Below are 23,217 nucleotides of genomic sequence, written 5' to 3' on the forward strand. Positions count from 1 at the left end.
GCCGCTCTGATCTCCCGGTAGTCGACAGCCGATCCAGCCGGTTGGCTGGATCGGCTGCGGCCGGTTAGTCGCGGGACGGATCGCTACTGGTCGCGGTGCGAGCGACGGCGAGCAATCCCCATGGCGATAAACAGCCCGATCAGGATCGGCAGGACGAGGAACTGCGGCCCGCCGCCGTGCTCGTAGTCGCCGCCCCCGCCGTGCATGGCCCCGAAATGCTCGCCGTGCTCGAAGTCCGGGCCTCCGCCGCTAGCGATTCCCGCGACGGTCCACGCGATCATGTTGAGCAGCAGCACGATGCCGACGGCCGTCAGCACTTTGTGCGAGCCCCAGGCGGTACGTGCACCGCTCTCGATCTTCGCGGCGCCCCTGGCCAGCGCGTTCTTGCGTGGTTCGGTCTTCGATCCGTCGGGATCAGGCAAATCGCTGGTGAGGTCGGCGAGGTCGTTACGCGTCTTCGCGTTGACCGCCGCTTCGTTGCGTTCGGCGTACTCGTCAGCGTCGAGTTGGCCGAGTGAATGGGCAAGGCTGAGACGGCCGATCACGATTTCGCGCTCGGCGTCGCCGATGCGCAAGTGTCCGTCCGACGTGTGTGGTGTGTCCGTCATGTGGTGTCCTTCCGTGACTACCGATGACGACCAGTCTTATCCCAAATTGGCGAGCGTGCCGCAAATTCACAGGTACCTATAGCGAAATACGTCAGATTTCGTACGAGGCTGTACGACGACTGTGTAGGTACTTTTTGCGTGCAATGCAAATTATGGACGCACGACCCGGCCAGCATGCGTGTAGATGTTCATTTCCGCTCCGCGCAGGAAACCGACGAGCGTCACGTGACTGTCCTCGGCTAGGTCGGCCGCGAGGGAGGACGGCGCCGAAACCGCAGCCAGGACCGGTATTCCCGCCATCACCGCCTTTTGCACCAGCTCGAACGACGCGCGCCCGCTCACGAGCAGCACGGTGCGCCGCAGCGGGACACGGCCCTGCTCAAGTGCCCAGCCGATCACCTTGTCGACGGCGTTGTGCCGGCCGACGTCCTCGCGGATAGCCAGCAGTTCGCCGTCAGGTGTGAATAGCCCGGCCGCGTGCAGGCCACCTGTGCTTTCGAAGATTCGTTGTGCCGCCCGCAGTTTCGGTGGCATCGCGCAGAGTAAGGCGGCCGAGATGGTGAGGTCCGCGTCCGCCGTCGCATATCGAGAGGTGCTGCGGACGGCGTCGAGCGAGGCCTTTCCGCACACCCCGCACGACGAGGATACGTAGAGGTTGCGCTGCAGGCTCGGTGCGTCCAGATCGACGTCCGCCGCGAAGTCGACGTCGAGCACGTTGTAGGTATTGCGACCCTCGTCGTCCACCCCGTCGCAGTATCGGATCGTCCGGATGTCCTCGCGGCTGCCGATGAGGCCTTCGGTCAGTAAGAAGCCTTGGGTGAGCTCGATGTCGTCGCCCGGAGTGCGCATTGTGACGGCGAACTGCCGTCCGGCCGCCCGGATCTCGAGCGGCTCTTCGACGGCTAAGGTGTCGCGGCGGGTAGTACTGCCGCCCTCAGTGAGGCGGACGACGTCGCGTCGCGCGGTCAGGCGGCCCATCAGTGGCGCCCGCTCATTCGGCGTCGTACTGGGCGCGCAGCTGCGCTTTCGCGATCTTGCCGGATGGGGTCAGCGGCAACTCGTCGACGAATACGATCTCGCGTGGCACCTTGTAGTTGGCGACCTTCTCCTTGCAGTAGGCCAGCAGGTCCCCGGCGTCGGCTGTTGCGCCTTGAGCCGGTACGACGTAGAAGCGCCCCACCTCTCCGAGGACCGTGTCGGGTACGCCGATGCCGGCCACCATCGCGACCGTTGGATGATCGGCTAGCAGGTTTTCGATCTCGACGGGGTAAACGTTGTAGCCGCCCTGCAAGTACATCTCCTTCGCGCGGCCGAGCAGTCGCACGTGGCCGGACTCGTCGATGGTGCCTATGTCGCCGGTGTTGAGCCAACCGTCGGCGAACGTCGCCGCGGTCTCCTCGGGCATCTCCCAGTATCCGGCCGCGACACCGGGCCCGCGTAGCTGAAGCTCACCGGCGCCGTCGGCGTTGGGATCAGGATCGACGATTCGCGCCTCCACTCCCGGAATCGGTACGCCGATGCTGGAAGACACGATCGCGACGCCGTCTTCAGGTGCCGACATGACGCCGGCGCCGGAGGACTCTGACAGGCCGTAGAGGTTGATCAGTCGGACGCCCGGTATCGCGGCGGTGATCTGCTGGCACAGGGCGGGATCGGCGTTCGATCCGCCGATGATCGCCATCCGTAGTGCGCTCGTGTCGCGTTGCGGGAAGGTCTCGTGATCGAGCATGAGCTTCCACATTGTCGGTACGCCGCCAAAGGACGTGCCGCGATACTTCTCTAAGGCCTCAAGAGCCGACGCCGGCGAGAACGCCGGGAGCATCACCACGGTGCCACCGATCGCCAGTGAGCTCGTCGTCGTACAGGTCAGGCCACCGACGTGGTTAAGCGGCATGAGACCGAGCGTGACGTCGTCGTGCCGTGCGTCCACGTGCTTGTTTTGGGCGCTGCCGGAAGCGATCAGGCTGGCGTGGGTCAGCGTCGCGCCCTTGGGACGCCCGGTCGTACCCGAGGTGAAAAGGATGACCGCCGGGTCCTCTGGTTTCGGTGCCGGCAGGTCGCCGTCGTACGACGCGCCCGCGGCGAGCAGATCGGCGTAGGTGCTGCCGGCGCGCGTACCGCCGAGGAAGAAGACGTCTTCGACCGAGGGGACGTGCGGCCGCAGCGTGTCGTAGAGCGACTCGAAGTCGAAGTCGCCTTGCCGAGCCGAACTGACGACCAGCTTCGTCCCGGACTTGGTGAGCATGTAGCTCAGTTCGCTTTCGCGGTAGCGAATGTTGAGGGTGACGGTGATGATCCCGACGCGGGCCGCGCCGAACAGCAGCTCTAGCCATTCGATCTGGTTGGGCGCGGCGATAGCGACTCGATCGCCGGGCTTGAGCCCGCGGGCGAGCAAGGCGCGGGCCATCGCGATGCTGCGCTCGTTCATGTCGCGGTAGGTCACCGCGACCATGGACTCATCCTGCGAGTCGACGTAAAGGAAAACCTTGTCCGGGTGCTTTTCGGCACCGTCCGTCAGCAAAGTCGCGTAGGTCGTCATATCGAAGACGCTAGGCCATCGCGCCGTGTTTCGTCACTACCTTCCGGACGTTCGTGCTTTCTGGACCGCTGTTGAAGATCTCGTGTGTAGAGGAAGGGCGTCTATAGCGCCCAATGTCTACACACGAACCGTGCGCGCGACGTTGGCGCTGGTCCAGATCAGCCTTGGGGTGCGTGCGTGCCGACGAGTTCGGTGTCCACTCCAAGGGCGCCGGTCTTGGCCGCGCCGCCCGGCGACCCGAGCGGTTCGCTGCGGTCGGTGAGCAGATCGGTGAAGAAGCGCGCGTTGTCGTTGAGGTAAATGACCCACTCGTCGGGTAGATCGTCTTCGTAGAAGATGGCCTCGACCGGGCACACCGGCTCGCAGGCGCCGCAGTCGACGCACTCGTCCGGATGAATGTAGAGCGCACGTTCGCCTTCATAGATGCAATCGACAGGGCATTCTTCGACGCAGGCGCGGTCGATGATGTCGATACAAGGTTCGGCGATTACATAGGTCATGCCGTGGACTCACAAACACTAGCGGGCGGATTTTCGGTCGGGTGATGCGTGCTGGACTCCAGCAGGCTCCACCCATTGATCGAGCTGATGACGATGAGTAGGTCAACGACTTCGCGTTCTTCGAATGCCAATGACGCGTCGTGCCAGACCGGCTTCGGCACCGAACACTCACCGTGGGCGTGCAGCGACTCGGCGAACGCCAACGCGGCTTGCTCTCGCGCAGAGAAGAAGCCCGGTGAGTCCGCCCAAGTCTGAAGTACGTCGAGGCGCCCCGGGGACTCGCCCATCGCGAGCGCCTGATCGGCGTACATCGCGCGGCAATAGGAGCAACCGTTGAGCTCTGCGGTGCGGACCTTGACCAGTAGGACTAGCCGAGGATCAAGCGCGCCTTCGTCAAGGTAGCGCTCCATCCCGAGTTCATTGTCGAGCGCGATCGGGTCGATATCGCCGTACTGTAAGTGACTGTGCTTGCTCATCTCGCCCCCGCTGATCTGACTCGGTACTTATTTATACGACTAAATCGTGTTAATTACAAGCCGTAGAATGAGGCCGGACAGGGACTGTAGCGACACCCAAGGTATTTACACGAACGAGTGATACATTCGAACGATGGTCTCGCGGACGGGCAATAATGCTCTCCAGATGCTCGGCGGCAGTAGGCGCCGGGTGCTAGGCGTACTCCGGGAGGCGCGCCGTCCCATCGACGTGCAAGAGGTCGTCCAGCGTGTTGGGTTACACGCCAACACGGTTCGATTTCATCTCGATGGCCTCGTGGAGGCCGGCTTGGCCAAACGTGGGGCCGAGGATCGCACGCGCCCGGGTCGTCCTCGCACGACGTACGCCGCCGCCGTGCTTGACGACCCGAGTGACCAGCGTGGCTACCGATTGCTCGCCAACATGCTGACCGGCTACGTCGCCACCGAAGTGAAAGACCCGGCCGCCGCGGCCCGACGTACCGGACGGGACTGGGGCCGCTACCTGGCCGGACGCCCAACCCCCGCCCAGAATCTAGATGCGCACGGCGCCACCGAGCAGGTCGTGCGGAGGTTGGCCGACGTCGGGTTTGCGCCGGAGGCGGTCGAGCATGACGGCGCGACACAAGTCCTTATGCGGCACTGTCCTTTTCTGGAGACAGCCGAGCGACACTCCAACGTTGTGTGCTCGCTGCATCTTGGGTTGATGCAAGGCATGTTGGCCGAGACTGGAGCGCCGGTGCATACCGATCGGCTTGAGCCGTTCGTCGAACCGTCGCTGTGTATTGCCTACCTGGCCATGGACGGCACCGGCAAGCACGACGACTAGCGAGCCCGGAAATGCCCAACGGCTATGGTCGAGCCATGACGATTACTGCCGAACAGAAGCAGGCCGCCGACTGGCTGCTGAGCACGACCCGCGCCGTACGCAAGAGGCTCGACCTCGAACGCCCCGTCGAACCCGAGGTAATTCTTGACTGTCTACGCCTCGCCGTACAGGCACCTACTGGAAGCAACTCTCAGGGCTGGCGCTGGATGGTTGTCACCGACCAGGCCAAGCGCGCGAAGCTTGCCGAGTTCTACAAATCGGTGGGCAACAAGTACATGGCCGCGAAGGGCCAGGAAGACACCGATGCGCAGACCCGCAAGGTGCGCGACTCGGCGGGCTACCTCGTCGACGTGATCGAGAAGGTCCCTGCGCTCGTGATCCCTTGCATCGCCGGAAAACCGACGAGTGTTGAGCAAGCGGCCGGGTTCTTCGGCTCGATCCATCCGGCGATCTGGAGCTTCTCGCTGGCGCTGCGCTCGCGTGGCCTCGGTTCGGTGTGGACGACCTTCCATCTCGCGCATGCTCAGGAAACCGCGGAGCTGCTCGGGATTCCTGAGGGCTTCACGCAGGCCGCGATGCTTCCGGTTGCCTACACCAAGGGCACCGACTTCAAGCCCGCCGTCCGCGGTCCGATCGAGGACATCACCTTCTGGAACACCTGGGACAACTCGACTCCGGAATAGACATGGCCTAACTGAAAGGGAGCCGACGGCTGAAACGCCAGCGGTCGACTCCCTTTCAGGTGCGCCGTACTACTTCTCGAGGCTGGCGTCGACGGTAATTTGCGCACCGGCGAACAGCCGGGAGATCGGGCAGAATGCCGCAGCTTCCTCGGCCGTCTTGATGAACGCTGCCTCCTCGATTCCCGGTACTCGACCGACGACGGTGAGTTCCGAGGATACGATCGTGGGTGCTCCATCGACTTCGTCCAGAGTCACCTCGGCCGTGACCGTAAGTTTCTCCGGGGGCGTTTTCGCCTTGCCAAGCATCAACGACAGCGCCATCGAATAGCAGGAGGAGTGTGCCGCTGCGGCCAACTCCTCGGGACTGGTCTTCCCGCCTGGGGCCTCGGTGCGCGCCGCCCATGTGACCGCGAGGTCTTTCAACGCGCCGCTGCCACCGTTGACTGTGCCCGCGCCTTCGGGGAGGTTACCTTCCCACACCGTCTGGGCCGTACGTTCCGCGATTGCCATTGCTAACTCCCTCTCGTTGAGTGAATGTGGCCTCACCATAGGCGTGGAGGCGGCCGCGTGGCCAGGGACAAACGGCTACGACTGAGCGCCTCGACTCAGGACGCTTCGGCCACCTGGCGTGGTAGGTAAATTGCCGTGTGCGTGATGGTCGAGACGATCGAGTCGTCGGCGAACACGGCGAGGTCGAGCTCGACGAACCGGTGACCGGACCGCTCGTATTCGCGGCCGACCGTCCCGCGGGTCACCAGATGTGCCCCCGCCGAGACGGGCGCGTAGTTCTGCACTGCGCTGCCCACGTGGATCCACGGACCCAGTACGACGTTACTGACCAGGATCCGGTTACCCATCCGAAGCATCCAGCCGGGATGGGCGAGTCCGTCCTCGGCGTACAGCGACAGGTCTTCGCGTACGTCGTCCAGGTACGTCGTCGATGTGTCGTCGGGGAAGTCGGTCACGAAGCTGGCCAGGATCGTGCCGGTCGCGAGGCTCTTGGGTGAGGCGGCCGGTTTGTCCCCGTGCAGCTCTGCGAAGGGGAAACGTGAGGGATCGGGCGGTTCCGGTGCCGCATCTGGCAGAGTCGCCTGGCCGGTGGAGACGACTTCGCCGTCCGGATTGCGCAGCCGGCACTCGCCGCTGTCCTCATCAAACTCGACCGTCACGAGGTCGCCGTCATAAGCCGGCTTGCCGAAGCGGGCCTCAAGGGTGCCGCGACTGAGCCAGTCGGCGCCCCACGTGGAGACCGGACCCCAACTCAGATAGCCGTATACTTCGACCCCGGGCACTAGGCCGCCGGTAAACCCGAAACGCTGCGCGGTGGCGTCGTCGTGGATCTTGTTTTCGGACTCGGCCGCGGTGTTGTATGCACGGAGTGCTCGACTAATCATGCTCGGGAGCGTATCGCGATTAGCAGTCCATGCGCAGGTCCGAGTGGTCGGAAGCCAGTCATGAGTCACCCAACCGGTCAACGGGGGATGGTCTTGTGCCACAGTGGCCACGTCGGCCGCGGATGGCGCTCTTGCGAGTGCACGTCGTATTGCGGTCGTTGTGTCAATCCCATCGATGGACAGGAATCGTGCTGTGATCGCCCTGGTCAACTCTTATCCACTTCCGATGCGACCGTCGGCGGCCGCGCCCGACCGCAGCGCCGTGTGGGAATGGCTCGCCCCACTCCAGGCCGACGGCACGGTGAAGTACTTCTACCCGAAGCTGGGTCGCGGCGCCGTCGCCTTGTTTGAGGTCGACTCGGCCGAGACGTTGCAGGGATACCTGACCCAGTGGGCGGAGTTCGTGCCGTGCACGTTCGACGTCACAGTCCTCGTTGACCCGGGCTACCAGAAGCGGCTCGTTGGAGCCGACGACTAATACTTGCTTGTTCCCGTCTGAGGCCGACATTGCGGCGGGCTCACTAACCGAGCAGGCCGCGCTTGTACGCCTCGCCGACCGCCGCCGCCCGATCGCGCACGCCGAGCTTCTCGTAGACGTGCAGCAGGTGGGTCTTGATCGTGGTCTCGCCGATGTAGAGCTTTTCTGCGGCCTGGCGGTTGGTGGAGCCGTCGGCGATCAGCCGCAGGACCTCGGTCTCGCGGGGGCTCAGTGTCGCCGCGGCGGGTTTTCCGACCTGGCCCATCAGCCGCCCGGCGACACTGGGCGCGAGCATGGGCCTCCCGGCGTACGCCGCACGCACCCCTTCCTTGAGCTCAGCCGCGGAGGAGTCCTTCAGTAGATAGCCAATAGCGCCGGCCTCGATCGCCGGCAGCACGTCGCTGTCCGTGTCGAACGTCGTCAGGACCAACGCGCGCACGCTCGGCCAGCGTTCGCGGATGGCGCCGATTGCCTCCACGCCGCCCATTTCGGGCATCCGCAGATCCATCAGTACGACGTCGACCAACTCCTGCTCCAGCCGGCGCAGCGCCTCGATGCCGTTACCGGCCTCGCCGACAACCTCGAAGCTCGCGTCGCTGGCAAAAACTCCGTGCAGACCGTCCCGGACGATCGGGTGGTCGTCGACGATCAGGATCTTGATCGGGCTCACGACTCTCCTTGGACGGCAGGCTGTGCGGTGACCGGTACGACGGCGCTGACCGTTGTACCCTCGCCGGGCGTGGAATCGAGTGAGAACTCGCCGCCGGCTCGTTCAATCCTGTCACGCATCGCGCGCAGCCCATACCCGCCGAGCGCGGACGCGCCCACGCGCGCGTCCTTGTCAAAGCCGGTCCCGTCGTCGCGTACGTCGAGAGCGACCGCGTAGTCCATATACGAGAGGGTAAGTACGACGTTGCCGGACGAGGCGTGCTTGGCGATATTGGTCAGCGACTCCTGCGTAACGCGATAGAGCGCGACCTCAAGGTCGGCGAGGATCTGGAAACTTTCCCCGGTGACACGTACGTCGACGTTGACGTTGTTGACCTCGGCCCAATGCTTCGCGAGCGCGGTCACCGCCTCTGGGAGCCGAGCTTCCTCCAGCGGCGCCGGCTGCAACGCATGCACCGAACGGCGCGCCTCGGTGAGGCTTTCCCGGGCGATCGACCGGGCGACTTCGAGATGGCGCGACCTCGCTTCGTCGTCGACCGACTGGTCCGCCGCCTCCAGCTGGGTGATGACCCCGGCCAGCCCTTGCGCGATCGTATCGTGGATTTCGCGGGCCATCCGCTGACGCTCATCGGTGATGCCGGCCTCGCGCGCCTGAGCGACCAACTGGACGTGAAGCCCGGCGTTCTCCGCCAGCGCGCTCTCGAGTCGAGAATTTGATTCTTGAAGGCGCTCGATGTCACGTAGGCGCTGTTCTCCGCGGACCTCGCTGACATGCTCGAACTGGACCATCGCGCCGCCAATTCCTGCGTTGACCAAGAAAAGGGCGGGCCACGCAAACCATCCACCGTGCAGCACCGTCGCTTGACCGCCGCATTGCCCGAAGCCGAGGATGGCCGCCGTCGCGAGAAGGAAACCCCAGCGTGGCCCTTTGCGGGACGTCGCCTCCACCGAGCGCAACAGGAGAAACCAGGTAGCGAGCGCGAACCAGGGCTGGAGCCAGACAAGCGAGGCAGCGATGAGCATGTGCCCCGACAGGTACACGGACGTATACCTCGAGGAGAGATCAGCACGAGGCGCCGGGCGTGAGGTCCAAAACAGGTATTCCCACGCCGCGCTCGCGATGACCAGGCAGCCGACGGCGACGCGGGCCGCTACGGTTGCCGGGGGAATCGCGATCGAGGTAGCGAACGCGATCGCCAGCAACACATACGGAGCGCCGAGATAGAACGCCGGCTGGCGACGTTCCCACACCGCGAGCCGATGTTCTACCTTCGCCTGCGAGTCCTTGGCCATCTATGAGTATTACTCCCAGCGAAATGTTTTCACGGCGATACCGCCGAATACAACTATGTAAGCGACGAGAACACCGACGTGCCCGATCTGCGGCCATCCGCCGGAAGCGGCCGCCTCCAGGCATCTCGTGGCTGCACCGAGCGGAGTGTATTCGGAAATGGTGGCCAGCGTCTTAGGCATCGCCTGGATCGGAATCCACAAACCGGCAAAGAACATCAGTGGGAAGAACAGGATAGTGCCAACTGCGGTGGCCACCTTCGCGGTCTTCGCGATGGACGCGACCAGGAGCCCGAGTGAGAGCAGCACGACGGCGATCAGTATCAGGCTGAGTAGGTAGCCGACGATGTTGTCAGCCAGCGGTACGTCGAACGCCAGCCGCGCGATCACGATTACGGCGACGATCATGACGGCCGCAAAAATGAGGTTGATCAGGAGCTGCGCGGCGAGCATCTTCGAACGGCCGATTGGCGTGGTCGCGAGCCGCTTGAGGATGAGCCGCTCGCGGTACGTCGTAAGTGTGGTCGGCAGGCCGGACACCGCGAGGAACGTCATCGCCATCAACAGCAGCGTCGGCGTATAGGTGTTGATCAGCCGCAGGCCGGTATCCGGATCGGTGTCCCGGAACGCGGGGATGAGACCGAAGATGATCAGCAGCCCGATGGGGAAGGCGAGTGACCAGAAGACGGCTGCCGGCTCGCGCAAGAACAGCCGTCCCTCGTTCTTGGTCATGACAGTGAGTGCAGACATAACAGAAATCCTTATGCGGTAGAGAAGTCAGTGGCTAGCGGTTTTTGCCGGTGATCGCGACGAATGCGTCGTCGAGGTCCGCCTGGTCGACGCGCAGCTGCCCGGCCACGATGTTGTTGCGCGCAAGCACGCCCATGACGGCTTGGATGACAGTGTCGTTGCCAGCGATGACGAGGTGGTCGCCGTCATGGCTGACCGAGGTGACCTCGGGGAGTGCCTTGAGCGCCGCCTCGTCGACCGGCGCGGATGGGATGAACCTCATCGTCTGTTCGGCGGCGACCTGCATTGCCAGCCCGGCCGGCGTATCGAGCGCGACGACCCGGCCTGCGTCGATGATCGCGATGCGGTCACAGAGGTGTTCGGCTTCCTCCATGAAGTGAGTGACGAGCACGATCGTCACGCCCCGGTCGCGCATCCGCTCGATCAGCGACCAGGTCTCCCTGCGTGCCACCGGGTCGAGACCGGTCGTGAGCTCGTCGAGTACGGCGATGCGCGGCTGCCCGATGAGCGCGAGCGCGATCGACAGCCGTTGCTTCTGGCCGCCGGACAGCTTCGCGAACCGAGTCTTCGCGGAGTCCTGAATACCGAGATCCTGGAGCAGCTCGTCGATATCCGCCGGATCGTCGTAGAACGACGAATACAGCTCCATCGCCTCGGCGACGGTCATCTTGTCGGGCAACGAGGCTTCCTGCAGTTGTACGCCGACGTACTTGGTCAACGCCTGCTGCTGGCGTACGGGATTGAGCCCGAGCACTTCGAGCGTGCCGCCGTCCGGCTTCGTCAGCCCGATCATGCATTCGACGGTCGTGGTCTTGCCGGCGCCGTTGGGGCCGAGGATACCGAAGATCTCGCCTTCCTCGACCGTGAAAGACACGTCCTCGACAGCGACCTTGTCGCCGTACGTCTTGCGTAGGTTGCTGATTGCGATGACCGACACCGGTCTGCCTCTCTCGATACGTCATGTTCGCTATCGAGAGTGCCCGCTCGCAGGCCGCGGCGGTATCGGGCAACAGGACAGAATCCATACGCCTTAAGGATGAGGGCCGGCATCCTCCAGATGGTGGATGCCGGCCCTTCGCTCGTTTGCGCTGCCCGTCCGTTGCGCTGTCGGTCCGTTGTGTGGACCCGACGCTCAGGTGTTCTGCGCGATCATGCCGCCGTCGACCGGGATGATCGCTCCGTTGAGGTACGACGCCGCGGGGAGCACCAGCGACAGCGTGATCTGGGCGACCTCTTCGGGGTCGCCGTACCGGCGCAGCGGCACCCGGCGGCGGGCGAACTTGTTCTTCGCCTCGTCGTTGATCCCTGCGGTCATGCCCGTGCGGATCGGTCCCGGGCAGATGCAGTTGACGGTCACCCCGCGGTCGCCGTACTCCAGGGCGAGCGAGCGGGTCAGTCCGGTGACTCCGGTCTTAGACGCCGTGTAGGGGCTCATGCCCTTGGTCGCGCCAAGTCCTTCTGTGGAGGCGATGTTGACGATCCGGCCATCCGCGTTGCGCACGAGGTCGTCATGACAGGCGCGGACGAGCTTGGCCTGGGCGGTGATGTTGACGGCGAAGCTCTTGATCCAGTTCTCTTCCCAGTGATCGTCGGTGATCACGCCAGGAAGGCTGATGCCCGCGTTGTTGATTAGGATGTCAATCGGCCCGAGGTCCCCGCGGACCTGATCGACGAGGCCTGGAATCGCGTCGCCGTCGGCAAGATCGGCGACGTATCCCTTCGCCGTACCGCCGGCATCGGTGATCTCGCGGACTACGGACTCGACGCCCTCGGAGTTGCGGTCGACCACGGCGACCTTCGCTCCTTCATCGGCGAACAGGTGGCTGGTCGCGCGGCCCATCCCTGACGCGGCCCCGGTGACGATCGCTACGCGACCATCGATTGAACGGCTCAGTGTGCTTAGTCTCGACATATTCGGACACTAGCGCACCGGCTAGTTGGGCGGCTCGTAGCGGCCGTCGATCGCGGTCCACCCGCCGTCGACGTACAGCACGCTGCCGGTCACGAACGACGACGCGTCGCTACACAGATACACTGCCGCGCCGGCCATCTCGTCGGCCCGCGCCCATCTGCCGAGCGCGCTCTTGGTCGCGTATGCGTCGTACCACTCCTTGTTGTCGCGGATCTGTTGCGTCAGGGGCGTTTCGACGACTCCTGGGGCGATCGCGTTGAGGCGTACGCCGGACGGGCCGAACTCGGCGGCCGCCGTCCGTAACAGCTGCACCAGGCCGGCCTTGGTTGCGGCGTACACCGACTGGCCGGGCTCCACGGCGACGGCGCGGATGGACGAGAAGCCGACGATCGAGCCGCGACCGCGTGCGGCCATGACCTTGCCGAACTCGCGAATGAGGTTGAACGACGCGCGCATATTGAGTGACACCACGCGGTCGAACTCGTCGACGCTGTAGTCGGCTATCCGTTTGCGGACGTTGGTAGCCGCGGTGAACACCAGCGCGTCGACGGCGCCCAGATTCCTTGCCGCAGTGGCAATCGCGGCCTCATCGAGTACGTCGAGCTCGTACGACGTGAGCCGGTCGCCAAGCGCGCACGTATGCGCGGCAGCGTCGGCATCGCGATCCGCGACAGTCACCCTCGCGCCGTGCGCCGACAGGGCCAGTGCGCACTCGCGGCCGATTCCGCTGCCGCCACCGATGACGACCGCGTGCCGGCCACTCATGTCAAACAACCTGCCGTAGTCCATCAACTCTCCCTATTAGGTGTTAGCGGGAGAGTTTGGTGCGCTGAGCGCACCAAATCTTCCAGCTAAGTCTCAGACTAGGGGCATTTGCGGCAACGCACGAACGACCCCGCCCAACCCAGCTGGATGAGCTGACCGACTACTTCAACCGCGACGCCGCACGGTTCCACGAAAATCTCCTCGGGCCCGTAGCGCAATGTCGGATGACCGGCGCGCACGTTGCGGTTGTCGCGAGCCCGGTCCCGAAATGCATCGGCATGCCAACGCCGCCCATCAACTTCAACGACGAGCCCGCAATCCTCGTACAGATTGTCGACCCATTCCCGTTCACTCCCGGCATGAGCTTGCCGGTGCGCGGTCGGTAAGCCGTGCGGTCGTTCGACCCGATTGACGTAGTCGAGTTCGATCACGCTGTGTACGCCGGCGCCGACGTCATCGAGCAACTTCTCAATCAACTCGCGGTGTGGCATTCGTTGGCGGCGAGAAAGAGCTTCCTTTAACCGCGCTGGTGTCGTGAGCCGACGCTGAGCAACGACGGTCACCCACCCGACGATCTCGCGCGGCGTGGCTGTGCTGCACAAATCCAGCACCGTGTCCTCGACTCCTACGCACCGCAGCCCACTTCGGGTGCGGTGTCGACGTACCGTCGGATCGACGCGGATGTACGACGCGTACTTCCGGGCGGTCACGCGCTGATGATGCGGGACCATCAGCTCGATCGGAAATCCAGGCTCATCCGCGAAGTCCTGGAGGTACGCCGCGGCATGCCCCGAGATGAGCGCCTCGCTACCTCCAACGATGAAAGCCGACCACGCGAGCGCTGACCAGGGAGGCGTCGCGGTGCCGGTCCAAAACATGCCCCGATCGATCGCGAACCGCTGGCAGGGTGCTTGCCGCAAATCTGTGGATAGCGCGAAAGGCTGTGGACGGCGGTTAGCGGGAAAGTTTGGTGCGCTGAGCGCATCAAGTCTTCCAGCTAAGGCGGCGTACGACGACTAGCCGACGATTTCCTTGCTGTAGATCTCAAGGCGCAGGTTGCGCGCGGTTTCCATGTGCGCCCCGGCGAGTTCGGCCGCGCGCACGTGATCGCGCGCCTCGATCGCCGCGATGATTGCCTCGTGCTCGGCGAGCGCCTCGTCCCAGCGACCGGCGGAGGAAAGCGTGGTCGCCGGGTAACGGGTGAGGTGGTTGTTGAGCCGGGTCAGCAGGTCGACGATGGTGCCGTTGTGGCTCGCCGCCCAGATCGTCTCGTGCACATTGCGGTTTGCCGCGGCCATCGCGTGCGGGTCGCTCGGCGAGACCCTGGCCATCGCGGACTGCGCGGCCTTGATTCGCATCAGGTCCAGTTCGGTACGCCGCTGCGCTGCCGCTCCACTCGCCGTGGCCTCGAGGGTGATCCGCACTTCGTAGATCTCCAGAATTTCCTCTGGGCTGCGGGTGCGCACGCACATCCCGCGCGATCCGCGTTCGACGAGCCCATCTTGTTCGAGCCGGCGTAGAGCCTCGCGGATCGGCGTACGGCTCGTTCCGTAGCGTTCGGCGAGCGAGACCTCGACGAGCGCCGTACCGGGTGCGAACTCGCCTTCGACGATCTCTGCGCGTAAGCGTTCGTATGCGTCCGGCATTCCGGTACCTCCGTCTATTCGGGTGTGGCGGTTATCCGGAGACTTTGTTGAGCGCGGTGAGCGCCGCGTGCTCCCCAGCAAGTCGCCCAAACACTGCCCCGGAGGTCAGACCCGAACCACCGGGGTAGTTGCCTGAGAATAGCCCGCCGACCATCTCGCCGGCCGCATACAGGCCGCGAATGGACGAGCCGTCACGATCAAGAACGTTGGCCGTGTCGTCGACGTGTACGCCGCCGAAGGTGAACGTCACGCCGCAGCCGACGGCGTACCCGTAGTACGGCGGGGTCTGCAGCGCCATCGCCCAGTTGGACTTGGGCGGCATGACCTGCGCGGCGCGCCCGTCGAAGACCGCCGGGTCGAACGGTTTGTCGATGATCGAGGCGTTGAAAGCGTCCACGGTCTCGACGAGCCCGTCGGGATCGATGCCGAGCTTTGTGGCCAGCTCGGGCAGGCTGTCGGCGACCGCGTCGGAGATCGGTGTCGAGTCGTACTCTTCCTTGCGCAGCAGCGGCCGGGTTGTCGCGTCGAATAGCTGAAAGGCGCGGCCTTCCGGCTGCGCCAGGATCTCCTTGCCGTACTTCGCGTAGGTGTAGTTGCGGAAGTCGGCGCCCTCGTCAACGAAGCGCTCACCGGCGGTGTTGACGACAATCCCGATCGGGTAGCTCTGTCGGGTCAGCTGGTTAGTCAGCTCACGGTTGCCGCCCTGTGGCGGTGCTCCGGCGTCCCACGCGACGCTGTGACATGAGGTCCAGTCGCCGTACGGCGCCGCGCCCGCCGCCAGCGCCAATTCGAGTACGTCGCCGGTGTTTGTCGGGCAGCCACGCACCATCGCCGCGCCCCAGCCGGCCCCTAGGTACTTCTCGCGGCGTTCAGGGCTCGACTCGAAGCCGCCTGCGGCGAGGACGATCGCGCCGGCGTATACCTGCGTAGCCTTGCCGTCGCCAAACCGGTAGTTGACCATTGGCTGGCCGGTCAGGGAGAAGCCCGTGACGTCCGCGCCGTACCGGATCTCGACCCCGGCGGCGCGCGCGGCCGCGGTGTGCCGGGCGATCAGGCCCTTGCCGCCGCTGACGGTGCCGACGTACAGGCCGCCGGAGAAGACCCACTTGCCTCCAGAGAGGTAGGACTGTCGTTCATACATCAGGCGCCACTGCAGACCGCGGCCCGCGAGCCAGCGCACCGTGTCCGCAGATCGGCTGACCAGTACGTCGGTCAGTAACGGGTCGCAGCGGCCCTCGGTGACTCGCTCCATGTCATGGCGGAAGTCCGCCACGGTGTACGGCGGAAGCACCGAGTCGGAGAGCCGCTCAGTAGTTATCTCGTCGTCGAAGAGGTCCACCACGTCGTCGAGACTGTCTATCGCGAAGCGAAAGGCGCCCGCAGTGTAGAAGGAATTGCCCCCGGCTTCGGTTTCGGGCGCGCGTTCGAGCATGAGCACCGAGGCGCCTTGCTCGGCTGCGGCGTGCGCTGCGCAGAACCCCGCGTTGCCGCCGCCGATGATCACTACGTCGTAGTCGGCAGGCATTAGTGATCCTCCGCCGTCGGCTTGGCGGACATCGGGCGGTCGGTCCACCGCTCCCAGAGGGTCGCGATCGATGAGTAGTCGAGACGTCCTAGGCCTTCGCTCATGGCGAGTTCGTAGACCGTGTGCGCGGCCTGTGTGGCAAACAGCGGTACGCCGGTCTCCTGCGCGAGGGTGAGGGCCAGCGTCGAGTCCTTGCGGGCCGCGTCGGTCGGCATCCCGCCGGCATAGTCACCATTCATGATTCGCTCGGCGAACCGGTAGGTCAGCGGCCGGGTCAAGCCGGCGTCCGGGCCGCTGAGCAGGTCGACTAGTGCCTGCGCCTCGACACCGGTCGCCGACGCGAGCGCCCCCGCCTCAACGAGGATGACCATTACGGCATGCGCGACCGCGTTGTTGATGACCTTCGCGGCCATCCCGCTGCCGAGCGCGCCGAACCTCTTCACGGTGGGCGCCAAGGCATCCAGTACGCGGCTCGCTTTCTCGATGTGCTCGTCCGCGCCGCCGACCAGCAAGGTCGACGTACCTTGCGCCATCTGCGCGACGCCGGACAGGATTGCCGCGTCGATCAGGCCGACGCCGTACGTCGTACACAACTCGTTTTGGTGCGCGATGTCCTGCGGGTTGACGGTGCTTGTCTCCACGATGACGCTGCCGTCGCCCAACGCGGGCGCCAACGTGGACACGACGTGCAGTGACGACTGTGGTGTGGGCAGCGAGAGTACGACGAGACTGGATTCGGCGAGTTCGCGTACGTCGGACGCCGGCGTGATGCCGTGCTCGTCGACGGCCGCGGCGAGCCTGTCGGGGTCGAGGTCGAAGCCGAGCACCGGACCGACGGCGGCGAGCCGCCCTGCCACAGCATGGCCCATGTTGCCCAGTCCGCAGAGCGAGACGGTCGGGATATCTGTCACGAGATGACTCCTAAGAAGCGTTGGTACGAAGGAAGACTGCCGGTCAGGTGCGGATAGAGAACGGGTCGGCGGTCTTGCCGGACAGGTCGATCATGACGTTCTTCGTGGTCAGGTATTCCTGCAGCGCCTCGAGTCCGCGCTCGCGGCCGTAGCCGGACTGCCGGGTGCCCCCGAACGGCGCCTGCGCGGCGCTCGCGCGGTACGTGTTTACCCACACCGTGCCGGCCCGCAGCCGACGGGCGACCTTGTGCGCGCGGGTCAGGTCGTTGGTCCAGATGCCCGAGGCCAGGCCATAGTTGCTGTCGTTGGCGATCGCGATGGCCTCTTCGTCGTCCTCGAACGGGATCGCGCTGAGGACCGGACCGAAGATCTCCTCGCGCGCCAGTGGTGAGGTATTGGAGACGTCCCCAAACACGGTCGGCCGCACGAACAGGCCGTTGCCGAGCCCCGCGCCGTCCAGCGGCCCCGTCGTCGTCACGGCGTGTGCCCCGGACTCCAGTCCGCCGGCGATCACCGCCTGGATTCGCTCGAACTGGGGCCGGTTGGCGACCGGTCCCATCTGGGTCTGCGGGTCGCGCGGGTCTCCTAGCCGGATTTCGTCGGCACGCTTCGCTACCGCGGAAACTACCTCGTCGTACACGGCGCGCTGGACGAGCAGGCGGCTGCCGGCGATGCAGGTCTGGCCGCCGGCGGCGAAGATGCCCGCGACGGCACCGGTCACGGCGCGGTCCAGGTCGGCGTCGGCGAAGACGATGTTGGGCGACTTGCCCCCGAGCTCTAACGTCACCGGCACCAGGTTCTGGGCGGCGGCCGTCGCGATCGCTCGGCCAGTGGGCACACTGCCGGTGAAACTGATCCGATCCAGGCCGGGGTGACTGGTCAGGGCGGCTCCGGCGGCAGCGCCACCGGAGATGATATTGATGACGCCGGCCGGAAAACCGGCTTGCTCGATGAGGTCGGCTATCGCCAGCGTGGACAGTGACGCGTGTTCCGATGGCTTGATCACCACGCAGTTGCCCGCAGCGAGGGCCGGCGCCAGTTTGTTGGCCAGCAACTGCATCGGTGAGTTCCACGCAGTGATCAGCGCGGCGACGCCGGCTGGCTCGGCCAGGGTGTAGTCGAAGGTGTCGATCGAGTCCATCGGGATCGTGCGACCGGACAGCTTGTCCGCGGCGCCGGCGAAGAACCGGTAATTGCGTGCAGCGAACCGTGCCTGGCTCGTGGTCTCGCGGACCAGCTTGCCGTTGTCGCGGGACTCGAGCAGCCCGATCTGCTCGGCGTTCTCCTCCAGAAGGTCGGCGAAGCGGTGCATCAGGGCCGCCCGTTGTACGCCGGGAGTGTCGCGCCAGGTCCCGTCGAACGCCGCGCGGGCAGCCTCGATGGCGACGTCGACGTCGGGTGCGCCGGCGTCCGGAATAGTGGCGAAGTCCTCGCCAAGGTAAGGATCGGTGACCGGCAGCTCGGCGCCGGAGGAGGCCGGCACCCGGTTGCCGTTGATGAGCATCGTCGTAGTGGGTGCAATTGCTGAAGTCACAGGGGACCGCTCCGTTCGTCGTGGGTCGAGGGCGAGGCCCACTGGGCAATGTATACCATGGCATGCGATGTGAGCGGTGGTTGGCGGACCAGGTCCGGCGCCGCAGGTACTTAGGATGCCTAAGTGAATGTGAGGTCGGAAACCAACTGGCCTCTGACGAGCATCCATCCGGTAACCTTTGGCTGCGCGACCATCCGTGAGTAAGTACCGCTCAGCCGTGAGTCTGTCTGCGCAATCTGTCCCCCTCGCTTGGTACTGCGCACATCCTAATCCTGTGGAGGAAGAGCTTGATCGACAAGAGAGTGGCGTCCCTCGAGGACGCCGTCGCCGGAATCTCCGATGGTGCGACCATCCTGGTTGGCGGTTTCGGTGACTCGGGAGTACCGACGGAACTCGTCGATGCGGTGCTCGACCTCGGCGTCGCAGACCTGACGATTGTCACCAACAACGGCGGGGCAGGCGACAACGGCGTCGCGGCGTTGATCCGCGAGAAGAGGGTCGCCAAGCTGATCTGTTCCTACCCCAGGACCAAGGAAGCTCATTGGTTCAAGCAGCGCTGGGCGGAGGGACAACTCGAGCTGGAACTCGTACCGCAGGGCACGATGAGCGAACGGATGCGGGCGGCCGGCGCCGGCCTCGGAGGATTCTTTACTCCCACCGGAGCGGACACCGAGTTGGCCAAGGGCAAGGAAACCCGGATGATCAACGGCCGGCTGCACGTGCTGGAAGATCCGCTTCCGGGAGATGTCTCGCTCGTGCATGCCCAGCGTGCGGATCGCTGGGGCAACCTGACCTACCACTCGGCGGCACGTAACTTCGGACCGACGATGGTCACGGCCGGCAAGCTCAGCGTCGTACAGGTCCATGAGTTCGTCGAGCTCGGCGACCTCGACCCCGAACACATCATCACCCCAGGCATCTTCGTCGACCGAGTAGTAAAGGTGGGGTCCAAATGACCGCAGTGACCACTCATGGTTTCACCAAGGAAGCAATGGCCGCGCGTGTCGCGCAGGACATCCCCGATGGTTCGTATGTGAACCTTGGGATCGGCATGCCGACCACGGTCGGAGACGCACTGCCGCATGACAAAGAAATCCTGCTGCACAGCGAAAACGGCATCCTGGGTATGGGACCGACGCCGACGCCTGAGCAGCTCGACCCTGAGCTGATCAACGCCGGTAAACAGCACGTCACGCTGCTCACCGGTGGCTCCTACTTCCACCACACCGACTCGTTCATGATCATGCGCGGGGGGCACCTCGACATCTCCGTGCTCGGCGGATTCGAGGTTTCGGAGTACGGCGACCTGGCGAACTGGTCGACCGGCGACCCCACGGTTGCGCCCGCCGTTGGAGGGGCGATGGATCTCGCGGTGGGAGCCAAAAGCGTCTTCGCGATCATGTCGCACACGACCAAGGACGGTAAGCCAAAGGTCGTCCGCGAATGCAGCTATCCGCTGACCGCGGGACGCGTCGTCGATCGCATCTACACCGACCTCGCAGTCATGGCGGTCGAAGAGGACGGGCTGCACGTCGTCGAGCTCGCACCCGGGGTCACTAAAGACGAGCTGCAGTCGGCCACCGAGCCGAAACTGCACTTCTAGTCGTCACTCCTCGACCGGACGAAGGACCTTAGCGCGGTACGCCGCAAGCCCATCTCCCGACACCGTCGCCGACCTGGCAGCGAGATAGCGGTCGGGGCGGACGAGATACCAGCAACCGCCGCGGGCGCCGTACGCCGCCCGGAAACTCCCCGTGTGGTCGACGATCGCCGGCATCCTGAGAGTCGCCGGCTCGAGACCAGGCGCCACGACCAGCCGTGTATTGAGCTCGCCTCGCCACGTATCGGCGCCCAAACTCTCCAAGGCGCGCAGTTGTTCCGCGCCGACGGTGGGATCGGCGTACAGCAGCAACCTGTGGCCAGGACTGTCCATGACTTCGAACAGTCGCACCGGAAAACTGACGCCGTCACGCGTCAGGTCGAAGGCGTCAGGAGCGCGTTCACCAGCGGACGGCGCGCCGTCGTCGAATCCGCCGTCATCCGGTACGGCGAGTGGCCCGCCGCGATAGCCGACCAGGAGTTGCGCTTCACGCATGATCACCGTCTCCGGCGACTCTTTGGTGCTCTCGATGCCCTCGCGCGCGTTTCGTACAGTGCGGCCGACGACCTCCTCGCCCACGGGGTCGCCGCTCGGCGACGTACTCGCCAGTAGCCCGTCGGCGGCCTGCCCGTTTGCCGCGAGTGCGATCTTCCAGGCCAGGTTGTAACCATCCTGAATCCCGGTGTTCATCCCTTGCGCGCCGGTAGGCGGATGGATGTGCGCGGCGTCGCCCGCGACGAATACCCGGTAAGTGCCGTAGCTGTTGACAATGCGGTGTGAAATTCGGAAGACCGATGCTCACCGCAGGTGTGATGCGACCGTCGGCTCAGGGGACAGCCGGTCGAGCACCGCCTGTATATGACGCAGTTCCGGTGCGCGACCACCTTCGAGACCGTGCGCGACCGCGCCGGGATCGTCAGACTTCGCGGTACGCAGCTCATCGGGCACGAGCATCGGCATGCGGTAGCGGTTGTGGCCCGGTAGCGGGATGCAGACCAGGAGGTCGTCGGTGTCGCCGTCGGTCTGATGCATGGCGCGAATACCCCAACCGGGCGGCTGATGCCAGTCCACCTCGACGTCGCCGAGCATGTACTCCTCCGGGAAAGCGTCACCATCGAAGTCCAACCCGAGTCCACGCCGTACGACGCTATGCGCGCCGTCGCACCCCACTAGGTAGCGAGCCCCTGATCTCTTCGACTCCCGCACTCGTGGTCACCTTAGCGGCGACTCCGGGTTCTTGCCACCTTCCTCACCGAGACGCTGGGCCGCGGTCAGGTCAACAGCGACCTGCTGGTCCTCGCCTCGATCCTCACGGTCGTCGTATTCATCCTCCTGGTGGGCCGGGTGAGCGACTATATCGGCCGCAGGCCGGTGTTCTTCATCGGCGCCATCGCGCAGATTGTGCTGGCGTTTCCATGTTTCATGCTGATCACCAGTTCGGGCACCTGGCGACCGCTGGTCGGGTGCGTGGTGCTTGGTCTGACGCTTGCATGCTTCGCCGCGCCATCCGTGTCGACCTTCGGCGGTACGACGCCTTTGGCTACGACGGCGCTGATCAAGATGACGGGAAGCAATCTGGTGCCGGCGTTCTATCTGGTCGTCAGCGGCATCATCGGGCTGGTCGCGGTGTATTTCCTCCGCGAGTCGGCGACTCAGCCGCTGTGGGGGTCCCCTCCGATCGTGGCCGACGACCTAGAAGCCGACCGACTGGTGAAGTACGCCGAAGGCCTGAACAAGAAGACTTGAGCAAGTAGGCGGATCTATGGTGAGGGCACCTTTGATCGGAGGAACCATGTACGAGACCATTCTTTACTCCGTGTCGGACGCGGTCGCGACCATCACTCTCAATCGTCCGGAGCGGCTCAACACGATCGTGCCGCCGATGCCGGATGAGTTCCAGAGCGCGATCGTCGAGGCGACGAGGGACACCAACGTCAAAGTGGTCGTCGTGCGTGGCGCCGGGAGATCCTTCTGCGCGGGATATGACTTCGGTGGCGGGTTTCATCACTGGGACGACCAGATGAACACGGACGGCGCGTGGGACCCGGGCAAGGACTTTGTCATGGCGACGACACCGAGTGAGTCGCCGACGCAAAAGTTCATGAGCATGTGGCGTTGTCCTAAGCCGGTGATCGTGCAGGTGCATGGCTGGTGTGTCGGCGGTGGCAGCGAGTCGGCGCTGTGCGGCGACATCGTGATTGCGTCGGATGATGCGCGGATTGGTACGCCGTACGCCCGCATGTGGGGCGCACACCTCTCAGGTATGTGGATCTATCGCCTGGGCCTGGCGAAGGCGAAGGAATACGCACTGACCGGTAAGGCTGTGTCAGGCAAGGAAGCCGCAGAGATCGGCCTGATCAACAAGTCGGTGCCATTCGCACAGCTTGAGGAAGAGGTGGCGCGGCAGGCCGCGCAGTTGGCCAGTATCCCCGTGTCGCAGCTGTCCGCGATGAAGCTCGTTGTCAACCAAGCCTACGAGAACGTGGGCCTGGCCAGCACCCAGACGCTCGGACCGATCTTGGACGGACTGATGCGCAACACCCCTGATGCGAGACGGTTTATCACGATCGCCGAGCAGCAGGGGGTGGCGGCGGTGGTCGCGCAACGCGACGGCCCGTTTGGTGACTACAGCGCGGCTCCGAAGGACCAGCAGCCCGATCCGGGCAACGTGATCATCCCGTGATCCCCGCTTCGCCGTACGCACCGTTCCCTGTCACGGTCGTCCCCAGTCACGTGGTGGGTCGGTCACGCGGGCAGGTCGATGTGCCAGACCACGGCCGTCACGGCGATCCCGAGCCCGCAGAACACCCACGCACCGAGGGCGCCGACGCGCCGTGCCGCCAGCCAGCCGCTCAGTACGACCACGACGAACAACGAAATGCTCGCCGATACCCGCGCCCAGGTGAGCGCGGATGCCGCCGTACGCAATGTCGCATCGGACGGCTCGGTCCCGAAGAACCACGCCGTGGAGATGGCGTATCCATAGAGCAAGATCGCGGGGAGCACGACCAGTCCGAAAATCCCGATCAGCGAGCGCGCCAACAGAAACCAACTGGTCGACGTACGGCGCGGGTCGGTCGGGTCCGGATTCGGCATAGCTAAGTATGTCCT

28 protein-coding genes are annotated in these 23,217 nt (G+C 64.9%); 7 read left to right on the plus strand and 21 right to left on the minus strand.

What is annotated here, in order from left to right; translation table 11 throughout:
* Window positions 1-83: 83 nt before the first annotated feature.
* The 5 genes from CLV47_RS01380 to CLV47_RS01400 all read right to left on the minus strand — a co-directional run bounded on the left by CLV47_RS01380 (window position 84) and on the right by CLV47_RS01400 (window position 4,123).
* Window positions 84-608 (minus strand): DUF1707 SHOCT-like domain-containing protein, encoded by a 525-nt coding sequence (locus tag CLV47_RS01380; RefSeq protein WP_106347201.1) that lies wholly within the window; start codon window positions 606-608, stop codon window positions 84-86.
* A gap of 150 nt (window positions 609-758) precedes the next feature.
* Window positions 759-1,586 (minus strand): formate dehydrogenase accessory sulfurtransferase FdhD, encoded by an 828-nt coding sequence (fdhD, locus tag CLV47_RS01385; RefSeq protein ID WP_106347202.1) that lies wholly within the window; start codon window positions 1,584-1,586, stop codon window positions 759-761.
* A 13-nt stretch (window positions 1,587-1,599) separates the two neighbouring features.
* Window positions 1,600-3,147: a class I adenylate-forming enzyme family protein gene (locus CLV47_RS01390; protein WP_106347203.1), complete on the minus strand. Its 1,548-nt coding sequence runs from the start codon at window positions 3,145-3,147 to the stop codon at window positions 1,600-1,602.
* 158 nt (window positions 3,148-3,305) lie between these two features.
* The gene (gene fdxA / locus CLV47_RS01395) at window positions 3,306-3,647 is read right to left on the minus strand and encodes a ferredoxin (protein ID WP_106347204.1); all 342 of its coding nucleotides are present in this window, start codon (window positions 3,645-3,647) and stop codon (window positions 3,306-3,308) included.
* Window positions 3,644-4,123: a carboxymuconolactone decarboxylase family protein gene (locus tag CLV47_RS01400; RefSeq protein WP_106347205.1), complete on the minus strand. Its 480-nt coding sequence runs from the start codon at window positions 4,121-4,123 to the stop codon at window positions 3,644-3,646. The genes fdxA and CLV47_RS01400 overlap by 4 nt, the downstream gene beginning before the upstream one ends.
* A 133-nt stretch (window positions 4,124-4,256) precedes the next feature.
* On the opposite strand from CLV47_RS01400, the gene CLV47_RS01405 reads away from it, so the two are divergent.
* Window positions 4,257-4,949 carry a helix-turn-helix transcriptional regulator gene (locus CLV47_RS01405; RefSeq protein ID WP_106347206.1) on the plus strand — a complete coding sequence of 231 codons (693 nt, stop codon included), beginning with the start codon at window positions 4,257-4,259 and terminating at the stop codon, window positions 4,947-4,949.
* 35 nt (window positions 4,950-4,984) lie between these two features.
* Entirely contained in the window at window positions 4,985-5,632 is a 648-nt protein-coding gene (locus CLV47_RS01410; RefSeq protein ID WP_106347207.1) for a nitroreductase family protein, read from the plus strand.
* A gap of 69 nt (window positions 5,633-5,701) precedes the next feature.
* Here CLV47_RS01410 and CLV47_RS01415 read toward each other — a convergent pair whose 3' ends face one another.
* Window positions 5,702-6,142: an OsmC family peroxiredoxin gene (locus tag CLV47_RS01415; RefSeq protein ID WP_106347208.1), complete on the minus strand. Its 441-nt coding sequence runs from the start codon at window positions 6,140-6,142 to the stop codon at window positions 5,702-5,704.
* A gap of 95 nt (window positions 6,143-6,237) precedes the next feature.
* Entirely contained in the window at window positions 6,238-7,026 is a 789-nt protein-coding gene (locus CLV47_RS01420) for a hotdog family protein (RefSeq protein ID WP_106347209.1), read from the minus strand.
* Between the two features lie 175 nt (window positions 7,027-7,201).
* Here CLV47_RS01420 and CLV47_RS01425 point away from each other — a divergent pair, with 175 nt between their 5' ends.
* Window positions 7,202-7,504 (plus strand): hypothetical protein, encoded by a 303-nt coding sequence (locus CLV47_RS01425; protein ID WP_146135250.1) that lies wholly within the window; start codon window positions 7,202-7,204, stop codon window positions 7,502-7,504.
* A gap of 43 nt (window positions 7,505-7,547) precedes the next feature.
* Here CLV47_RS01425 and CLV47_RS01430 read toward each other — a convergent pair whose 3' ends face one another.
* The 11 genes from CLV47_RS01430 to CLV47_RS01480 all read right to left on the minus strand — a co-directional run bounded on the left by CLV47_RS01430 (window position 7,548) and on the right by CLV47_RS01480 (window position 18,506).
* Entirely contained in the window at window positions 7,548-8,174 is a 627-nt protein-coding gene (locus CLV47_RS01430; RefSeq protein ID WP_177557458.1) for a response regulator transcription factor, read from the minus strand.
* Window positions 8,171-9,466 carry a sensor histidine kinase gene (locus CLV47_RS01435; RefSeq protein WP_106347211.1) on the minus strand — a complete coding sequence of 432 codons (1,296 nt, stop codon included), beginning with the start codon at window positions 9,464-9,466 and terminating at the stop codon, window positions 8,171-8,173. The genes CLV47_RS01430 and CLV47_RS01435 overlap by 4 nt, the downstream gene beginning before the upstream one ends.
* Before the next feature lie 9 nt (window positions 9,467-9,475).
* Window positions 9,476-10,213, minus strand: a complete 738-nt coding sequence (locus CLV47_RS01440; protein ID WP_106347212.1) for an ABC transporter permease — start codon at window positions 10,211-10,213, stop codon at window positions 9,476-9,478.
* Between the two features lie 34 nt (window positions 10,214-10,247).
* Window positions 10,248-11,150, minus strand: a complete 903-nt coding sequence (locus tag CLV47_RS01445) for an ABC transporter ATP-binding protein (protein ID WP_106347213.1) — start codon at window positions 11,148-11,150, stop codon at window positions 10,248-10,250.
* Window positions 11,151-11,345: 195 nt separating this feature from the next.
* Window positions 11,346-12,125 (minus strand): SDR family NAD(P)-dependent oxidoreductase, encoded by a 780-nt coding sequence (locus tag CLV47_RS01450; RefSeq protein WP_106347214.1) that lies wholly within the window; start codon window positions 12,123-12,125, stop codon window positions 11,346-11,348.
* Window positions 12,126-12,146: 21 nt separating this feature from the next.
* Window positions 12,147-12,914 carry an SDR family NAD(P)-dependent oxidoreductase gene (locus tag CLV47_RS01455; RefSeq protein WP_106347215.1) on the minus strand — a complete coding sequence of 256 codons (768 nt, stop codon included), beginning with the start codon at window positions 12,912-12,914 and terminating at the stop codon, window positions 12,147-12,149.
* 74 nt (window positions 12,915-12,988) lie between these two features.
* Window positions 12,989-13,768: a hypothetical protein gene (locus CLV47_RS01460; protein ID WP_106347216.1), complete on the minus strand. Its 780-nt coding sequence runs from the start codon at window positions 13,766-13,768 to the stop codon at window positions 12,989-12,991.
* A gap of 138 nt (window positions 13,769-13,906) precedes the next feature.
* Window positions 13,907-14,536, minus strand: coding sequence for a GntR family transcriptional regulator (locus CLV47_RS01465; protein ID WP_106347217.1), 630 nt, complete (start codon window positions 14,534-14,536; stop codon window positions 13,907-13,909).
* Between the two features lie 31 nt (window positions 14,537-14,567).
* Window positions 14,568-16,061: an FAD-dependent tricarballylate dehydrogenase TcuA gene (gene tcuA, locus CLV47_RS01470; protein WP_106347218.1), complete on the minus strand. Its 1,494-nt coding sequence runs from the start codon at window positions 16,059-16,061 to the stop codon at window positions 14,568-14,570.
* Window positions 16,061-16,972 (minus strand): NAD(P)-dependent oxidoreductase, encoded by a 912-nt coding sequence (locus CLV47_RS01475; protein ID WP_106347219.1) that lies wholly within the window; start codon window positions 16,970-16,972, stop codon window positions 16,061-16,063. The genes tcuA and CLV47_RS01475 overlap by 1 nt, the downstream gene beginning before the upstream one ends.
* Before the next feature lie 43 nt (window positions 16,973-17,015).
* Entirely contained in the window at window positions 17,016-18,506 is a 1,491-nt protein-coding gene (locus CLV47_RS01480) for an aldehyde dehydrogenase (RefSeq protein ID WP_202862316.1), read from the minus strand.
* Window positions 18,507-18,793: 287 nt separating this feature from the next.
* Between CLV47_RS01480 and CLV47_RS01485 the strand changes: the two genes are divergently transcribed.
* The gene (locus CLV47_RS01485; protein WP_106347221.1) at window positions 18,794-19,462 is read left to right on the plus strand and encodes a 3-oxoacid CoA-transferase subunit A; all 669 of its coding nucleotides are present in this window, start codon (window positions 18,794-18,796) and stop codon (window positions 19,460-19,462) included.
* Entirely contained in the window at window positions 19,459-20,109 is a 651-nt protein-coding gene (locus tag CLV47_RS01490) for a 3-oxoacid CoA-transferase subunit B (protein ID WP_106347222.1), read from the plus strand. The genes CLV47_RS01485 and CLV47_RS01490 overlap by 4 nt, the downstream gene beginning before the upstream one ends.
* 3 nt (window positions 20,110-20,112) lie before the next feature.
* Here CLV47_RS01490 and CLV47_RS22275 read toward each other — a convergent pair whose 3' ends face one another.
* Together CLV47_RS22275 and CLV47_RS22280 are read right to left on the minus strand one after the other, a co-directional pair.
* Window positions 20,113-20,889, minus strand: coding sequence for an FAD-dependent monooxygenase (locus CLV47_RS22275; protein ID WP_202862350.1), 777 nt, complete (start codon window positions 20,887-20,889; stop codon window positions 20,113-20,115).
* A 15-nt stretch (window positions 20,890-20,904) separates the two neighbouring features.
* Window positions 20,905-21,312: an FAD-dependent monooxygenase gene (locus tag CLV47_RS22280; protein ID WP_202862317.1), complete on the minus strand. Its 408-nt coding sequence runs from the start codon at window positions 21,310-21,312 to the stop codon at window positions 20,905-20,907.
* 138 nt (window positions 21,313-21,450) lie between these two features.
* Between CLV47_RS22280 and CLV47_RS01500 the strand changes: the two genes are divergently transcribed.
* Together CLV47_RS01500 and CLV47_RS01505 are read left to right on the plus strand one after the other, a co-directional pair.
* Window positions 21,451-21,852 carry an MFS transporter gene (locus CLV47_RS01500; protein ID WP_146135251.1) on the plus strand — a complete coding sequence of 134 codons (402 nt, stop codon included), beginning with the start codon at window positions 21,451-21,453 and terminating at the stop codon, window positions 21,850-21,852.
* Between the two features lie 46 nt (window positions 21,853-21,898).
* Window positions 21,899-22,789: a crotonase/enoyl-CoA hydratase family protein gene (locus tag CLV47_RS01505; protein ID WP_202862318.1), complete on the plus strand. Its 891-nt coding sequence runs from the start codon at window positions 21,899-21,901 to the stop codon at window positions 22,787-22,789.
* A gap of 62 nt (window positions 22,790-22,851) precedes the next feature.
* Here CLV47_RS01505 and CLV47_RS01510 read toward each other — a convergent pair whose 3' ends face one another.
* Window positions 22,852-23,202: a hypothetical protein gene (locus tag CLV47_RS01510; protein WP_106347225.1), complete on the minus strand. Its 351-nt coding sequence runs from the start codon at window positions 23,200-23,202 to the stop codon at window positions 22,852-22,854.
* Window positions 23,203-23,217 lie beyond the last annotated feature (15 nt).

Source organism: Antricoccus suffuscus (assembly GCF_003003235.1).
Lineage (GTDB): Bacteria > Actinomycetota > Actinomycetes > Mycobacteriales > Antricoccaceae > Antricoccus > Antricoccus suffuscus.